Source organism: Paraburkholderia sp. RL17-381-BIF-C (assembly GCF_046026435.1).
Classification (GTDB): domain Bacteria; phylum Pseudomonadota; class Gammaproteobacteria; order Burkholderiales; family Burkholderiaceae; genus Paraburkholderia.
The window spans coordinates 26345-41723 of sequence record NZ_JARESX010000066.1 but is presented as its reverse complement, the minus strand read 5'-3'; the positions used below and the strand labels follow the sequence as shown (position 1 = coordinate 41723).

Annotated in this window: 12 protein-coding genes; 5 read left to right on the top strand and 7 right to left on the bottom strand. The window is 62.8% G+C overall.

Going from position 1 to position 15379, the window contains the following annotated elements; translation table 11 throughout:
- Positions 1 to 45: 45 nt before the first annotated feature.
- From shiA to P0D70_RS29100, 3 genes are all read left to right on the top strand, one after another.
- Positions 46 to 1368 carry a shikimate transporter gene (shiA, locus tag P0D70_RS29110; RefSeq protein ID WP_408186989.1) on the top strand — a complete coding sequence of 441 codons (1323 nt, stop codon included), beginning with the start codon at positions 46 to 48 and terminating at the stop codon, positions 1366 to 1368.
- 351 nt (positions 1369 to 1719) lie between these two features.
- Entirely contained in the window at positions 1720 to 3123 is a 1404-nt protein-coding gene (locus P0D70_RS29105; protein ID WP_408186988.1) for an L-lactate MFS transporter, read from the top strand.
- A gap of 10 nt (positions 3124 to 3133) precedes the next feature.
- Positions 3134 to 3262, top strand: a complete 129-nt coding sequence (locus P0D70_RS29100; protein WP_091802982.1) for an MFS transporter small subunit — start codon at positions 3134 to 3136, stop codon at positions 3260 to 3262.
- A gap of 111 nt (positions 3263 to 3373) precedes the next feature.
- On the opposite strand, the gene P0D70_RS29095 is transcribed toward P0D70_RS29100, so the two are convergent.
- From P0D70_RS29095 to P0D70_RS29080, 4 genes are all read right to left on the bottom strand, one after another.
- Positions 3374 to 7108, bottom strand: a complete 3735-nt coding sequence (locus tag P0D70_RS29095; RefSeq protein WP_408186987.1) for a YadA-like family protein — start codon at positions 7106 to 7108, stop codon at positions 3374 to 3376.
- Between the two features lie 429 nt (positions 7109 to 7537).
- Positions 7538 to 8758 carry a sensor histidine kinase gene (locus tag P0D70_RS29090; RefSeq protein WP_408186986.1) on the bottom strand — a complete coding sequence of 407 codons (1221 nt, stop codon included), beginning with the start codon at positions 8756 to 8758 and terminating at the stop codon, positions 7538 to 7540.
- Positions 8759 to 9008: 250 nt separating this feature from the next.
- The gene (locus P0D70_RS29085; protein WP_095422571.1) at positions 9009 to 9434 is read right to left on the bottom strand and encodes a DUF3830 family protein; all 426 of its coding nucleotides are present in this window, start codon (positions 9432 to 9434) and stop codon (positions 9009 to 9011) included.
- Positions 9435 to 9920: 486 nt separating this feature from the next.
- On the bottom strand, positions 9921 to 10844 hold the full coding sequence (locus P0D70_RS29080; protein ID WP_408186985.1) for an AraC family transcriptional regulator: 924 nt from the start codon (positions 10842 to 10844) through the stop codon (positions 9921 to 9923).
- Between the two features lie 181 nt (positions 10845 to 11025).
- Here P0D70_RS29080 and P0D70_RS29075 point away from each other — a divergent pair, with 181 nt between their 5' ends.
- Positions 11026 to 12027: a helix-turn-helix transcriptional regulator gene (locus P0D70_RS29075; protein ID WP_408186984.1), complete on the top strand. Its 1002-nt coding sequence runs from the start codon at positions 11026 to 11028 to the stop codon at positions 12025 to 12027.
- A 61-nt stretch (positions 12028 to 12088) separates the two neighbouring features.
- On the opposite strand, the gene P0D70_RS29070 is transcribed toward P0D70_RS29075, so the two are convergent.
- The 3 genes from P0D70_RS29070 to P0D70_RS29060 form a co-directional block, all read right to left on the bottom strand.
- Positions 12089 to 12850: an ABC transporter permease gene (locus P0D70_RS29070; RefSeq protein WP_091802995.1), complete on the bottom strand. Its 762-nt coding sequence runs from the start codon at positions 12848 to 12850 to the stop codon at positions 12089 to 12091.
- A complete protein-coding gene (locus P0D70_RS29065) occupies positions 12847 to 13773 on the bottom strand; it encodes an ABC transporter ATP-binding protein (protein ID WP_091802997.1) in 927 nt (308 codons plus the stop codon). Before P0D70_RS29065 ends, P0D70_RS29070 begins: the two co-directional genes overlap by 4 nt.
- Before the next feature lie 152 nt (positions 13774 to 13925).
- Positions 13926 to 14423 (bottom strand): response regulator, encoded by a 498-nt coding sequence (locus P0D70_RS29060; protein ID WP_408186983.1) that lies wholly within the window; start codon positions 14421 to 14423, stop codon positions 13926 to 13928.
- A 415-nt stretch (positions 14424 to 14838) separates the two neighbouring features.
- Here P0D70_RS29060 and P0D70_RS29055 point away from each other — a divergent pair, with 415 nt between their 5' ends.
- A complete protein-coding gene (locus P0D70_RS29055) occupies positions 14839 to 15240 on the top strand; it encodes a hypothetical protein (RefSeq protein WP_408186982.1) in 402 nt (133 codons plus the stop codon).
- Positions 15241 to 15379: the final 139 nt, after the last annotated feature.

The window sequence follows — 15379 nt, the reverse complement described above, 5'->3', positions numbered from 1 at the left end:
TGCCGGCGCGCGATTCCAGCAGCCAGAGAGTTTCGAGGAGACACTATGACGAGCACCACCATCCCGACGGCCGCCATGGCCGACAACCGCAAGGCGCGCAGCCAGGCCCGCAAGGCGGCGCTCGGCAGCTTCGTCGGCGCCGTGGTCGACTGGTATGACTTCCTGTTGTATGGCATCGTCGCCGCGCTCGTTTTCAATGCCGAGTTTTTCCCCAAAGTCAGCCCGGCGATGGGCACCCTCGCCGCGTTCGCCACCTTCGGCGTCGGCTTTCTGTTCCGTCCGCTCGGCGGCTTCGTGTTCGGGCACTTCGGCGATCGGCTCGGACGCAAGCGCATGCTCGTGCTCACGGTCATGATGATGGGCCTGTCGACCGCCGCGATCGGCCTGCTGCCGTCTTTCTCCAGCATCGGCTGGTTGGCGCCGGTGCTCCTCGTGACGTTGCGCGCGATCCAGGGCTTCGCGGTGGGCGGCGAATGGGGCGGCGCGGCGCTGATGGCGGTCGAAAGCGCCCCGGCAAAGAAGAAAGCGTTCTATAGCAGCGGCGTGCAGGTCGGTTATGGTGTGGGCCTCGTGCTCTCGACCGGATTGGTCGCGCTGATCAGCCGTTCGATGGATAACGCGTCGTTCCTGAGCTGGGGCTGGCGCCTGCCCTTCCTGTTCAGCGTGGTGCTGGTGCTGATCGCGCTATGGATCCGCTCGAGCATGGAAGAGTCGAAGGAGTTCGTCGAGAAAGTCGGCAAGCACGGTGAACGTAGCGTGCGCCTGCCGATTGTCGAAGCATTGCTGCGGCATCCGAAGGCGTTCCTGCTGATCATCGCGCTGCGTCTTGCCGAGTTGTTCACGATGTACATCGTCACCGCATTCGCGCTGAACTACTCGACGGCAAATCTGCACATGCCGCGCGAATTCTTCCTGACCATCGGTCTGCTGGTCGGCGCGCTGAGCTGCATGACGATCCCGTGCTTCGCCGCGCTGGCGGACCGTTTCGGCCGCCGCCGCGTTTATATTGTCGGCGCGGTGATCGGCATGCTGAGCGCGGTGCCGTTCTTCCTCGCGCTCGAAGCGCGCTCGACGCTGTGGATCGTGGTCTTCGCCGTCATGCTCGCCAACGTCGCGCACGACATGGTGGTGAGCGTGCAGCAGCCCATGTTCACCGAACTGTTCGGCACCGAGTATCGCTACAGCGGCGCGGGTGTGGGCTATCAGGTGGCGAGCGTGGTCGGCGGCGGCTTCACGCCGTTCATTGCGGTCGCGCTGGTCAGCTTTGCCGGTGGCTCGTGGCATCCCGTGGCCGCTTATCTGGCTATCGGCTGTCTGATCTCGGTGCTCGTAGCCGCCAAAATGAAAACCGGGCGCACCATCGCCTGAATGCGGTAACTCCGCCAAAGCGGGCCGGCGTGGCGAAAGATGCCACCGCCGGCCCGTTTCGTTTGGAATGACCGGTAGTTTGTTCCGCCCGTTTGCGCCGCGGCGCCGCGATTCGACAGATTACGGTCGTGTTTCACCAGGCAAACACCTTATGTCTTTGCGTCTCATATTGCAAAGGCCATGATCGCCGCCTATCGTTCGACGATGCGATTTTTGTCGCGGACTTCAACACGTCATATGCAATTCAAATACATATATTGACGGCTCCGAGTTCGTGGACTTTACGCCGCGACGCCTAAAGCAAAGTGTACGAGGCGCCGATAACAACTAATTCGTCACCGGAGACCGACCATGAGCAGCATCACCGAGCCGAGCGGCAATTCAGGCTCTGTTCCGTTCTTTTCCAAACAGGCCACCGTTGCGAAACCCGGCTTTTCGCGTTGGATGGTCCCGCCCGCGGCACTCGCCGTCCATCTCTGTATTGGCCAGGCGTATGCGTTCTCCGTGTTCAATGGCCCGCTGACCAAGGTCATCGGCATCACGCAATCCAGTGCGGATGACTGGTCGCTGACCTCCCTCGGCTGGATCTTTTCGCTGGCGATCGTGTTCCTCGGTTTGTCGGCGGCCTTTGCCGGCAAGTGGCTCGAACGCGTCGGCCCGCGCCGCACGATGTTTACCGCCGCATGCTGCTTCGGCGGCGGCTTCCTCGTCTCCTCGCTCGGCGTGTATCTGCATCAGATCGTCCTGCTCTACCTCGGCTACGGCGTGATCGGCGGAATCGGGCTGGGACTCGGTTATGTGTCGCCGGTGTCCACGCTGATCCGCTGGTTCCCGGACCGCCGCGGGATGGCGACGGGCATGGCGATCATGGGCTTCGGCGGCGGCGCGATGATCGCCGCGCCGTTGTCCGTGGCGCTGATGAACCACTTCCGCAGCGCCACCAGCATCGGTGTGGCCGAGACGTTCGTCGTGCTCGGCATCGCGTACTTCATCTCGATGACGATCGGCGCACTGGCGATCCGCGTGCCGCCAGCGGACTGGAAACCGGCCGGCTGGACGCCGGCCGCGACGAGTCAGAACAAGATGATCTCGCGTAACCACGTGCATATCGACCAGGCGCTGAAGACGCCGCAGTTCTATCTGATCTGGCTCGTGCTGTTCCTGAACGTGACGGCCGGCATCGGCATTCTCGGCCAGGCTTCGGTGATGATTCAGGAAAGCTTCAAAAACTCGGTGACGGCAGCCGCAGCGGCCGGATTCGTGGGTCTTCTGTCGCTGTTCAATATGGGTGGCCGGTTTGTCTGGGCGTCGGCGTCCGACTGGATCGGCCGCAAGAACACGTACTTCATCTTCTTCGCGCTCGGCGCGGTGCTGTACTACCTCGTGCCGGGTTTCGCCGCATCCGGTCAGATCGCCCTCTTCGTGCTCGCCTACTGCGTGATCCTGACAATGTACGGTGGCGGCTTCGCCACCGTGCCGGCCTATCTCGCCGACATGTTCGGTACGGCGTTCGTCGGCGGCATTCACGGGCGTCTGCTGACGGCGTGGGCTGCGGCGGGTGTCGCCGGTCCGGTGCTGGTGAACTACATTCGCGCCTATGAAGTCGCGCACGGCGTCGCCAAGGCGGACGCCTACACGATGACCGTTCATATCATGGCCGTGCTGCTGGTGGTCGGCTTCGTCTGCAACCTGCTGGTCAAGCGTGTGGACGACAAGCACCACATGACCGACGCTCAACTCGCCAGAGGCGCATAAGGAGATTCCCATGTCGACCGTTCAAGCAGTGAATCAGACCAGCAAGGTCAAACTCGCCGTGTTCTGGCTGTATGTGACCCTTCCGCTCGCATGGGGCGTGGTCAATACGCTCTCGCAGGCGATGAAGCTGTTCCAGTAACGGCCTGTCGTTCATCACCCCGCGCGTTCAGACGGCGGGGTGCGCGCCGCGAGCCAGGCTCGCGGCCCGTCTACCGGCGCATATCGAACGCGCCGATATCCCGCCTTCGCTCTACCACTGATATGCCGCGCCGGCCGTGACCGCGGTCGTGGCGGAACTGATGCCCGCGCCGAGCTTCACCTTCAGACTCTGCGTGACGCGCGCCGACAGCCCCACGGCCACCGCCTGATACCCCTTGTAGCCGGCCGTGCCGACTCCGATTGCGAGGTTCTTGCTGGAGTCGACTTCAGGAATCGAGGTCAACGCCAGCGCCGAGGCTGTGCCCGAGTAGGCACTGCGCGCCATGTCGCTCAAGCCGCCCTGGAACTGCTGCATATTCACCGCATCCGTGGGCGCCTGGCCCGGTGCGACGTTGGTGATGCGGCGCTCGCTGCCGGATGAGCCCACGGAAACCGTGTTCGTCACGTCGGCCACCGAACCCTCGCCGATCGCCACCGAGTTCGGCGCCGACGCTTTGGCGCCGCCGCCGATCGCCACAGACCCGTTGCCGATCGCCTGCGCCGCGCTGCCGGCACTGTTCACGGAAACATAGGGAGTGCCGGTAGTCTGATTGTTCCGCACGGACTGAACCAACTGGTTCAGCGTGCTCACATCCTGGTTGGTATTCCAGAGCTGCGCACCGGTCACGGCGTCAGTGCTGGTGGCCGATAGATTGGCGTCCTTCAGATTGGTCAGCTGTACCTTCGGCGCATTGGCCGCCGTGCCGCCGAGCGTGATCCTGTCGTGCGCCGAACCGTCGTACTGCACCGCATTCGCGACCGCCCCGTTGAGGTTGCCAATGGTAGTTTGCAAACCGGCGATATCGCTGCTGTTTTGGGTGACGCGGCCATCCAGGTTGGTAATCGCGCTGCCGACGTTGTTCACTACCTTGCCGCCCACGCTATACGAAGGCGCCGTTACCGAACCGTCCGCGTTGACCGTCGCTCCGCCGCCCAGCGCCACTGCCGTGCTCGCCGCCTGCGCATACAGTTGCGCGCCATTCACCGCGTCGCTGCTCGTCGAACTGACCGATCCTCGCGCCACGCCTGTGACGACCCGATTGCCTGCCGTGCCGGCCATGTTGATCAGATTGCCGTTCGTCGTCGCGCCCACCTTGATATCGCGCGACACCGGATCCTGCGTGACCATGCCGATGCCGCCGTTTTCCATGTTCTGCTGCAACGTGCTGAGACCATTGTCGAGCGAGCCGAGCGCGTCGCCGACCGTGGTTTGCGTGCCGCCTTGCATGTGATAGCTGGGGCCGGTCAGCGAACCGTCGGCGTTGATCTGCGCGCCGCCGCCCAATGCGGCCACCATCGGCTTGAACTGGCCGAGATTGACCGCGGATGCGTCCGTGGTGCCCGCCGCGATCCCGGTCAGCTCGCGCGCGCCGCCAGTGCCGGTGAAATCGACGCGCGCGCCGTCCGTATCTTTCGCCACGGTGAGATTGCGCGACGCCTGATCCTGCTGAACGAGCCCGATCTCGCCGTTCGTGATCTGGTTCGTGATGTTGGTCACGTCGCCTTCGATCGTGGTGGTGCGCTGGTCGAGATGGCTGATGTTCGTCGTGTTCGCGGTGACGCGCTGGTCGAGGCTGCTGATGTTCGTCGTGTTATCCGTCACGCGCTGGTCGAGGTTCGTGATGCTGACGCTGTTCTGCGCGACGGCCTGATTGGTGGCGAACAGTTGCGCGCCGTTGACGGCGTCCGAACTGCCGGCATCGAGATTAGCGGCGCGCACGTTGGTGAGCCGAACCGGCGCGACGCCCTTGCCCAACGTGATGATGTCGTGTGCCGCCGAATCGTACTGAACGGAATCGGCGCCTGCCTGGACACTGGTCGTGACGGCGGCCGCGAGCGCGGCCCCCACGTCGCTGTAGGTGCTTCCGCCGATGCTGTAAGCCGGCCTCTTGAGCGAGCCATCCGGATTGACGGTCGATCCGCCGCCCAGCGCGGCCGCCGTGTTAGCGGTGTTCGCATAAAGTTGCGCGCCATTGACCGTGTCGCTGCTGGCCGCGCCAACCGCACCAGCCGCCACGCCGGTGATCACGCGATTTCCCGCCGAACCCGCCACGCTGACCCGCGTGCCGGTCGTGGACGCGCCGATCAGAATGTCGTGAGATGCGGCATTCTGCGTGACGAGGCCGACCGTGCCGCCGCTGATCTGCGACTGCAGCGACGAAAGCCCGGTGTCGAGCGAACTCAGCGCGCTGCCGACCGTGGTCTGCGTGCCCGCTTGCACGTGATACGTGGGACCGGCCACCGAACCGTTCGCGTTCACCGTGGCGCCGCCGCCAAGCGACGCCACGACCGGACTGAGCTGCGCCAGATTCACCGCCGAGCCCGCGGTCGTACCCGCCGCCACGCCGACCAACTCGCGCGCCCCCGTCAATCCGGTGAAGTCGACGTGCTTGCCGTCCGTGCCCTTCGCCACGGACAGATCGCGCGAGACAGCGTCTTGCTGAAGCAGCCCCGCCTTGCCGTTACTAATGTTCGTGATGTTGCTGGAGATGTTGGTGATGTCAGTCGTGTTTTGCGCGACCGCCTGATTGGTGCCGTAGAGTTGCGCGCCGGTCACGGCGTCCGAACTGGCTGCGCTCAAGGTGCCGGCCGCGACGTTGGTGAGCTTGACCGGCGTGACTTTGTTGCCAAGCGTCGCAACGTCATGCGCCGGGGTGTCGTAGCGCAGCGCGTCGGCACCGCCGGCGGCGCTATTTGTCACCACCGCCGCGAGGGCCGCGCCCACGTCGTGGTAGGTCGTCCCGCCGACGGTGTACGCAGGCGCGACCACCGCGCCGTTCGGATCGACTTGCGCGCCGCCGCCGAGCGCTTCGGCCACGCCCGAGAGCTGACCGACGTTGGCCGCGTCGGTAGGCCGCGTGCCGGCCGCGACATAGGTGATCTGACGGCCTTGCGTAATGCTGCCCACCGAGACGACATTGGCGCGGTCGGCAATCGAATCGGCGCCGAGCGCGACCGAGCCCTTGGCGCTCGCCGACGCGTTCGAGCCGATCACGATCGAATTCGTCGAGGACGGGTTGATGAAGGCGTTGTAGCCAATCGCCACGGACCCGCTCGACACGGCGCTCGCGAAGGAGCCGAGCGCTATCGTATTCATGGCGCCTGCGCGCGAGTTGTAACCCACCGCCACCGAGTTATTGGAAAGCGCGCCCACGATGGCCGAAGCACCGACGGCGGTCGAATTCACCGAAGCGACGCCCGCCGCCGAGCCGACCGCCGTCGAAGCGTCGGAACCGGCAATCGAGGCCGAACCGACGGCCAATGCGTTGAAGCCGGTTGCAGCGGCCGTTGGGCCGATCGCCATGGCGTTCAGGTCGGTCGACGCACTGGTGCGCGCGCCCAGAACGACGTTCGGACTCACGGCGATATAGTCGGTCACCGGTGTAGGCACGCTCGCCCCGAGCAAGCCGGTCCGGTTCGAACTGGCAAGGGATGCCGCCGACGATGGCGCCGACGCCGTGTCGAGTGCCGGATTGCCGGTGAACACGCTCGCATTCGTGATTGCGGCCACCATGTCCGCGGGCTTCGCCGCGTCGTCTTTGTCCGGCACGGCGACACCGGCCGCCAGCGCCTGCGCGACGCTCAGACAGTGCTGTTCCGATGACTCGCATTCCCCGGCCGCTGCGGGTTGCGAAAACGCCAACGCACTCAGCAGCCCCGCACTCGCGGCCACCAGCGACCCGCGTACCGACACCCCTTTTGCACCACGGCTTTTCGTCACCTCTGACGCGGCTGCGTATGTGCGGGTCGTTGCATTCCAGACGGTCTTATAAGATTTATTCAACATACCTCCCACTCTTCTTATTGAAGAATCAAACAATAGTTTTTTCTTATGTGATCCTAACTATTTAGCCAGAACCAATAGAAACTTAAGATGGCATCGCGCTTCGCCTCGTCGCAAAGCCACGGGACACAAATATACCTTGCAAAGCTATTTTTTAGCTTATATTAGAAAAACGACATAGCCGATTTAAGACGCAAAATGCCAAATGTCTTAAATAGTGCAGACTGTTTTTAGTCTTTTCTAAGACGCAATTCCAAACTGTCTGAAAACAGTGCTCTGGATAAATGCGAATCGCGGCTAGCCGGCTTTCACGCGGGCGAACATCGACCGAATCAGTCTACGCTCGGTGACTGAACGAAAGTCATACAAGAGAACCACATTGGAAGATGCAAGAACTGATACAGCGGAGCACGCCGTATCCAGATAGACCTGTCAGCCGCCCGTCGCCTGCAAGCGCATCGGAAAGGTGATATCGAAGATCGTCCCCTTGCCTTCATGCGAGTCGAAACGAATCTCGCCCTCCAGCACCCGGCACAGTTCCTTGACGATCGCGAGACCCAGACCGGCGCCGGGAATGTCGTCGGCGGCGGCGCGCTCGAATTCCTTGAACACGCGCTCCCGGTCCGATGCCTCGATGCCCACGCCCGTGTCCGACACGCGCAGGCGCCAGCGGTCGTCCTGCGCGGCCGTCATGCTGAATTCGATCAGGCCCGCCTTGGTATATTTGGTCGCGTTGGTCAGCAGGTTCAGCGCAACCTGCTTGAGTTTGAGGCGGTTGGACACGACCACCTGCAGGGCGCCGTCGAAGGCCGTCTGAAGCCGCAGCCCTTTCGCTTCGATCGCGGGTTCGCACGAGATCACCAGTTCGTCGAACAACTCGCGCAGCGCGAAGCTCTCCACCACGAGCGGACTGTTATCGCCGAGCACGACTGAATATTCGACCAGTTCGTCTACCAGCGTTTTCATGTCGGCGGCCTGACGGTTCGCGAGCGCGAGCGCGGTGTCGACGCGGGACGGCGCGCGGCTGATCAGTTGCAGCGCCATCGAAAACACGTTGAGAAAGTTGCGCAGATCGTGCACGACGCTGCGCGTGATCTGCATGCGTGACTCGTACAGATCGCCGACCAGCCGCTGCTTGAGCGTCAACTCGTGATTGGCGCGCTCGAGGCGCCCGGTGTAGTCGTCGATTTTCCGGTCACGCTCGCTGACGACCTCGCGAATCGAGGTCAGCGTGACGAAGCTGACAGCTTCGTCGACGAAATACCGCGCCCGCTCCTCGTGACGCCGCGTGAAATACGGCCGGGATTCGCTGAATTCGACGATCGCGCCGGTCAGCATCTGCCGGAACAGATCGAGCTCGCGCACCAGTTCGTCGATCCGGTAGCCCTGCTTCCAGCGCAATTTGCCGTGCAGTCGCGCGTCGCGCTCGATCGCGCCTTCAGCGTGGTCGAGGTCCTGGCGCTCCAGCACGCTGCAGATTTCCTCGAGGATGTTCGGGATGTGATCGGCCAGTTGCTCGTAGGTCAGCCGGTCGGATTCGGTCAATTCGGCGTCGTGAAAGACGGCCTTCATCCAACGTTCGGTCAGATCGACCTGTTGCAGACGCAACTGTGCGGCAAGAGCGGTCAGCGGCAGTACGTGCGAGTCCGTCATGTGGGAGACCTGGCGCCGCGTGGCGGCGAAAATAGGTGTTCCGCGCCACCGCCAGGAGGACTTCCTCGGCATATCCAACGCGACCGCAGGGACTGCGCAACCGCGCTCAGGAGGCACAGGGGGAGCGCTTCGCAAGCCGCCCGGACGCCTCCAGTATGCGCGATTTACGGAACAAAAATTAACCAGGGTTAGGACGCGTCTGCACTAGTGTCCCGATGCAAGTCGCCATGCGGGACACCGCGCCGCCGTGTCAGATCTTTTCGAACAGCACGTCCTGCGCGCCTTCCCACAACACCTTGGTGCCGAGCTCGCGCAGTTTTTCCTTGCCTTCGACAATCGTCAGGAAGTGATTGCCCGCGAGCTGGCCCAGCTTGCTCGCGAAGCAGCACGAACCGTACGCGAGAATGATCTCGGTCTCGCTGTAGCCGCCGGGGTAGAACAGAATGTCGCCGACCGACGGATGGCTCGTGTGATTCTCGAAGCCGACCGCCACGCCGTCGTTTTCGAGCTTGAAGTCGCCGAGCGGCACCCAGCAGCCTTCGCCACTCCAGCGCACGTGGATGATCTTCTGGCGGTACGGCAGAAGCTTCAGGAAGGCGGCCACGGTATGCGGCGCGTCCGGATGGGTTTCAGCGGTAAAGACATGGCCGCAGGAGGTGATTCGGAGTCGGGTCATCGCCAGTTGTCCAGTGTGACGGGTTGAATGGAATGGTCGGTCAGACGCGAGGCACAGGCCAGGCCGCAGGCGCACCATTCTGTCGTCCGGTGCAAGGCTTCGACAGATACAGTTGACATTTTGCCGGTCAGGCCAGTTGGACCAGTGCGACGAGCTTGTTCAATTCGTGGCCGCCGCGCCTTGACGGCATAGCCGTGCCAGGTCGAACCGCAAGTCCGCCACGAAAGTTCGTAGTTTGCAAGCCGCGCAATGCGCAGCACACTGCGCAAGGTGCGTGATTCCCCCAAGGCGGCCCGTCGCATTGTCCCTCGCAGCGATCCAAGTCGGTTCGACTTCGGTGACAGTACGACAGACAGTACGACAGCGCGTCTGGCGGCGAAAGCGGCGAGGCTTAGCGAACCCTCGTCCGGCTAGCTTGAACCCTCTGCCGCCGTCTCGCCACTGCCTGCTGACCAGCCGGCCACTTCCGGTCGCGCAATCCGTACTTCAGTCACGCAGCCGGTAAGCGAGCGGCGTCACGCCGTAGTCACGCTTGAACTGCACGGAGAAATGACTGGCATTCTCGAAACCAACCGCAATCGCAATCTGCAGCACGGTGTGATCGGTCGCACGCAACAGCCGCGCCGCCTCTTCGAGCCGCAGTCGCGATACGAACTGATGCGGCGCCTCGCCAGTCTCGCGGCGAAACACGCGCGCAAAATGAAAGCTGCTTAATCCCGCCTGGGCAGCCAGTTCGCTGATCGACAGATCCCCGGCCAGATTGGCGCGGATGTAGTCGGTTACACGGCGAATCCGGCGCGGCACGAGGCGTTCCGGGTGCGCCGGCAATCCGGTTTGCGATCCAGACAACGTTGAGCGGCCGCGTGAATAATGCTGCAACAGGTGCGCGGCAAGCGCGTGGAGCAGCGCATCGACATACAGACGCGAGTCGGCCGGATCCGCCGCGGCGCGATGCAATGCGGCAAGCATCGCGGCAACCAGCGGATCACGAAACTGCATCGCGTCGCCGAGCGACAGCTCGCGGGAGCCGCCAAGCTCCATCTGATCGGCGACGCTGTCGATCAGGCTGCGCTCGATGTGCAAATGGACGGTCGACAGCGGCTCATCGCTGATCGAGCGCCAGCGCCACGAGATCGGCGCGGACGGCACGAACCAGACGTCGCCCACCCGCAGATCGGCGCTCTCCCAGCGCCCGTTCAGGTTGCGCTCGAGGTGCTCGGCGCCGCTCGCGAGTGTCATCAGCGTGAGGTCTTGCAAGCCGGGCGCTTCCAGCAGTTCCTGCTCGGCCGGTTCGAGATACGAGCGCAGCACGAGGTGGCGCCACGGGCGATTCACGCTCGAGACCAGTTTCTCGCCCGCCATGTAGCGATCGTAGGCAAGCGTCGTAGTCAGCTTTGGAATTCGTGCCATCACGTCCATTCCCAGGGAGGTGCATATGAAGAGTGAACCCTGCCATACCCGTGTTGCCAGTCCGCCATCAGAGCAAGAACTCAAAAATGATAGCAAGGAACCGGCTACCGTAATTTTTGGAAATAGCTAATCATTCAGGTTGTCGTCTTTCACGCGTTTCGAACGCTGGAGCTACCGTTTAATGGAACATGAATGCGATACGCTGCCGCACTGGCTGACCGGCTCGCCGCAAGGTGAAGCCGGGCACGCGTCGGCAGCTTACAACTCGGCGGTTGCCGCACAACCGGCCTACCCGGCCGGCACGCGGCAACCCGGGAAATCAGCCCACGCGGCTGAAGCATCCAGGGCACCTAACCGCACCGCAACAGGCATCGCGCCCACAGGCTTTCTCACGCTCTTCACCGAGGAGGAAATCGGCACGCCCTCACCCGCCGCCCGGCGCGCCGCGCCGGTCATCAGTCCGCTGGTGCGCTTTGGCAGCGCGCAGGACCGCATCGAGTTCGTGCGGCAGCGCATCAGGCAACTCGGATTCGACTCGTTCAGCTATTCGGCCACGCGCACGTCGGCGCATCACAAGACGATGTTCGTGCTGACCAGCTACGAGTCGCAGAGTTGGCTCACGCGCTACTTCCGCGAGCGTTATTTCGAACTCGACCCGCGCGTCGCGCTCGCCTCGCCGACCGGCCTGCCGTTTCTCTGGAATACGGCGGACATGCGCGCCGATCTGCCGCGTGCGCAAATGCGCAGCGAACGGCTCGGCGGCCTGATCGACCTGCTTGAGGCGACCGGGCGCAAAAGCGGGATCCTCACGCAAATGCCGCTGCCCGAGCCGGAGCTGAGCGCTAGCTTGTGCTTCAACTCGGAGATCGGCAATCCGCGCTGGATGACCGAATCGATCGTGGCCGAAACGTTGATGTTCGCGCACACGATCCACGAATTCATCTGGACGCACGCGAAAAGTGTGATCGGCATCGCGCCCGCGCAGCAGCAGCGCGTCACGCTGAGCGAATTGCAGCATGCGGTGCTGCGGGCGGTCGTGCAGGGTCAGCGGGACAAGGAGATCGCCTATTTCCTCGGGCTGTCGCCGCATAACGTCGATTACCACCTGCGCCGTCTGCGGCAGTTGTTCAACGTGCGCAACCGCGTGCAGTTGATCAATGTCGCGCAGGGTTATGTGACGTAGAAGTCAGGCAGGAAAGCGCGCAGTGGCCGGCATGCAGGGGTGCCGGCTCGCGTGCGCCCTGCTAGCTTTTGAGCCGATATCCCGTCTTGAAGATCCACGCAACGATCAGCAGAAACACCGCCAGAAACAACGCGGTCATGGCGAGACTCACTTCGACATTCACGTCGGCGAGACCATAGAAGCTCCAGCGGAATCCGCTCACCAGATAGACGATCGGATTGAACAGCGTCACGACCTTCCAGAACGGCGGCAGCATATTGACCGCGTAGAAGCTCCCGCCGAGAAAAGTGAGCGGCGTGATGATCAGGAGCGGCACGAGTTGCAGCTTCTCGAAGCTATCCGCCCAGATGCCGATGATAAAACCGAGCAGGCTGAACGTGACCGCCGTAAGCACGAGAAACAGGATCATCCAGAACGGATGCTGCACCTGCAATGGCACGAACAATCCCGCGGTAGCGAGAATGATCAGCCCGAGCAGAATCGATTTGGTGGCCGCGGCACCCACGTAGCTCACCACGATTTCCAGATACGACACCGGCGCCGACAACAATTCGTAGATCGTGCCGGTAAAGCGCGGAAAGTAAATTCCGAACGACGCATTCGAAATGCTTTGCGACAGCAGCGACAGCATGATCAAACCCGGCACGATGAACGCGCCGTAACTGATCCCGTCCACTTCCTTGATGCGCGAGCCGATCGCCGCGCCGAACACGACAAAGTAAAGCGAAGTCGAAATCACCGGCGCGATGATGCTCTGCATCAGCGTGCGCCAGGTGCGCGCCATCTCGAACTTGTAGATCGCGCGAATGGCGTAGAGATTCATTGGTCACCTCGGAGCAGACTGACGAAAATGTCTTCGAGCGAACTTTGCGTGGTGTGCAGGTCCTTGAAGCGAATGCCGGCGTCGTCGAGCGCCTTGAGCAGCGCGATGATGTCGGTGCGCCCGCCCTCGCCCTCATACGTGTAGATCAGCTCGTTGCCGCCCTTCGCGACGTCAAGCCCATAGCCGGCGAGCGAGTCCGGCACTTGCGCGAGCGGGCTCTCCAGTTGCAGCGTCAACTGCTTTTTGCCGAGCTTGCGCATCAACTCCGTTTTCTCTTCGACCAGCATGATTTCGCCGCCGCTGATCACGCCAATGCGGTCGGCCATTTCCTCGGCCTCGTCGATATAGTGGGTGGTCAGAATGATCGTCACGCCGCTCGCCGCGAGCGAGCGCACCAGCTTCCACATGTCGCGGCGCAACTCCACGTCCACGCCGGCAGTCGGTTCGTCGAGGAACAGCACGCGCGGCTCGTGCGAAAGCGCCTTCGCGATCAACACCCGGCGTTTCATGCCGCCCGAGAGCGTGATGATCTTGCTATCGCGCTTTTCCCACAACGACAGGTCGCGCAACACCTTTTCGATGTACGCCGGGTTTTTCGGCTTGCCGAACAGTCCACGGCTGAACGAGACGGTCGCCCAGACGGTTTCGAAGGAGTCGGTGGTCAGCTCCTGCGGCACGAGGCCGATCAGCGAGCGCGCACCGCGATAGTCGGTCGCGATATCGCGGCCGTCCACCGTCACGCTGCCAACGCTCGCGTTGACGATCCCGCAGATGATGCTGATCAGGGTTGTTTTGCCGGCACCGTTCGGGCCGAGCAAAGCGAAGATTTCCCCACGGTTGATCGCGAGATTGATGTTTTTAAGCGCATGAAAACCGGTCGCATAGGTTTTCGACAGGTTCGTGACCGAGACGATTGGCTGCATGGAATCGACGATGGCAGACACCGTTGTTTAATTAGAGGGAGCGGTGTTAAAGCGCCACCGCACCCGCAATGTAATGGAAAGTGCGAAAGCGTGCAGCGCACTGCAGCGCCGCACCGGAAATACGTAGGGTCGAAACGGGGAAAGATGCGCGTCTAGCGCTGTCCGCCGGGGAAGCGGCCGGTAATCACATGCTGAATTTCTTCGCACGACACCGGCTTCACCAGATGGTGGTCGAAGCCCGCCTCACGCGAACGTTGGCGGTCGGCCGCCTGCCCATAGCCCGTCACCGCGATCAACAGGGCATTGGCGGTGGACGCGCGCTTGCGCATCTCCTCGGCGAGCTGAAGCCCGTCCATGCCGGGCAGGCCGAGATCGAGCAGCACGATCTCGGGTTCGAACTGCGCCGCAAGCTCGAGCGCATGATTGGCCTCGTGCGCGACCCGCACGTCGTAGCCGTCCGCCTCGAACAGCATCGACATCGCCGTGGCGGCGTCCACGCTGTCGTCCACCAGCAGCAGACGCAGCGCCGGCCGCTCGCTGGAGACAGGCGAGACGGTAGCCGCGACGATGCCGGCACCGTTGTCGCGCAGCATGTTCTGCACGTCGTCCTGACCTGGCGGGACGAGAGGCGTTGCGCCTGGCGTTTCCATACGGCGTCCTTAATCGTTTTTGCGCGGACAGCGTGATGTGCCGGCCCGCGTTTTTACTGGTGGTTGTGGTGCTGCCGATCAGGCGCCTCGGACTCTAACACGCGTCATCTGCCTTCACAATCCTGCGATTGGCGTTCGCCGCCAACCTCCGCCGAAGGCGCAAGCATCGGCCGCTTTTACTGGACGCAGCGCCCTCGCCGCGCGATTCAAGGTAACTATTCCCATTGCTTTGGATACCTACCTTTTCATCATTCGCGGCATCGATCCGGGAACGGCCCATGCTCGAATTTCTGCATGCTGCCGTGTCGTTCGCGTTAATGCGAGCCTCCTCAAGCGAGGCACACCGCTTGCGGCAGTCCATGCATGTGAGCGACAAGCGCTTGCGTGACATCAAACTGACTTTATGGAGGTCAACATGAAACACGTTACCAAGATGGTTTTTGCTTCGGCGCTCGTAATGGCATTGTCTGGCGGAGCTTACGCACAGGCGGGCGGAGCCGGCGGTACGGGCGGTGGAGGCACCGGCGTAGGTGCCGGCGGCGGCACTACGGGTGGCGCGGGCGGGACCGCAACGCCCGGTGTCGGCAATGGATCGATGAAGAGCCCGAGCGATTCGGGCTACGGCACGCCTGGCGTGACGGGCACCGGCGGCGGCGTGGGCACGGGTACTGGCGCATCACCGAATAGCCCGTCGATGAACCGTTCCAATAGCGGCATGAACAAAGGCATGAACAACGGTATGAGCAACGGCACCCGGAGCGGTACCGGCAATGGCATGAACAATGGGGCGGGCGGCACGATGCAAAACGGCCAGTAATACGATACGGGCCGTGTATGCTTTGAGTTGCTGAGTTCGATGTGGGGCGGCAGCGCCGATGCGAGGCGCCGCCGCCCTTCTCTTTGCGAAAGCGGAATCACACGCTCATGCAGCGGGCTCGCTGCGCATGCACCCCGGC

Excerpts from the sequence above, each read along its gene's own strand:
- P0D70_RS29055 (WP_408186982.1), top strand. The coding sequence starts at position 14,839 with ATGAAACACGTTACCAAGATGGTTTTTGCTTCGGCGCTCGTAATGGCA.
- P0D70_RS29085 (WP_095422571.1), bottom strand. The coding sequence starts at position 9,434 with ATGACCCGACTCCGAATCACCTCCTGCGGCCATGTCTTTACCGCTGAA.
- P0D70_RS29100 (WP_091802982.1), top strand. The coding sequence starts at position 3,134 with ATGTCGACCGTTCAAGCAGTGAATCAGACCAGCAAGGTCAAACTCGCC.
- P0D70_RS29090 (WP_408186986.1), bottom strand. The coding sequence starts at position 8,758 with ATGACGGACTCGCACGTACTGCCGCTGACCGCTCTTGCCGCACAGTTG.
- shiA (WP_408186989.1), top strand. The coding sequence starts at position 46 with ATGACGAGCACCACCATCCCGACGGCCGCCATGGCCGACAACCGCAAG.
- P0D70_RS29075 (WP_408186984.1), top strand. The coding sequence starts at position 11,026 with ATGGAACATGAATGCGATACGCTGCCGCACTGGCTGACCGGCTCGCCG.
- P0D70_RS29095 (WP_408186987.1), bottom strand. The coding sequence starts at position 7,108 with ATGTTGAATAAATCTTATAAGACCGTCTGGAATGCAACGACCCGCACA.
- P0D70_RS29065 (WP_091802997.1), bottom strand. The coding sequence starts at position 13,773 with ATGCAGCCAATCGTCTCGGTCACGAACCTGTCGAAAACCTATGCGACC.
- P0D70_RS29105 (WP_408186988.1), top strand. The coding sequence starts at position 1,720 with ATGAGCAGCATCACCGAGCCGAGCGGCAATTCAGGCTCTGTTCCGTTC.
- P0D70_RS29060 (WP_408186983.1), bottom strand. The coding sequence starts at position 14,423 with ATGGAAACGCCAGGCGCAACGCCTCTCGTCCCGCCAGGTCAGGACGAC.
- P0D70_RS29080 (WP_408186985.1), bottom strand. The coding sequence starts at position 10,844 with ATGGCACGAATTCCAAAGCTGACTACGACGCTTGCCTACGATCGCTAC.
- P0D70_RS29070 (WP_091802995.1), bottom strand. The coding sequence starts at position 12,850 with ATGAATCTCTACGCCATTCGCGCGATCTACAAGTTCGAGATGGCGCGC.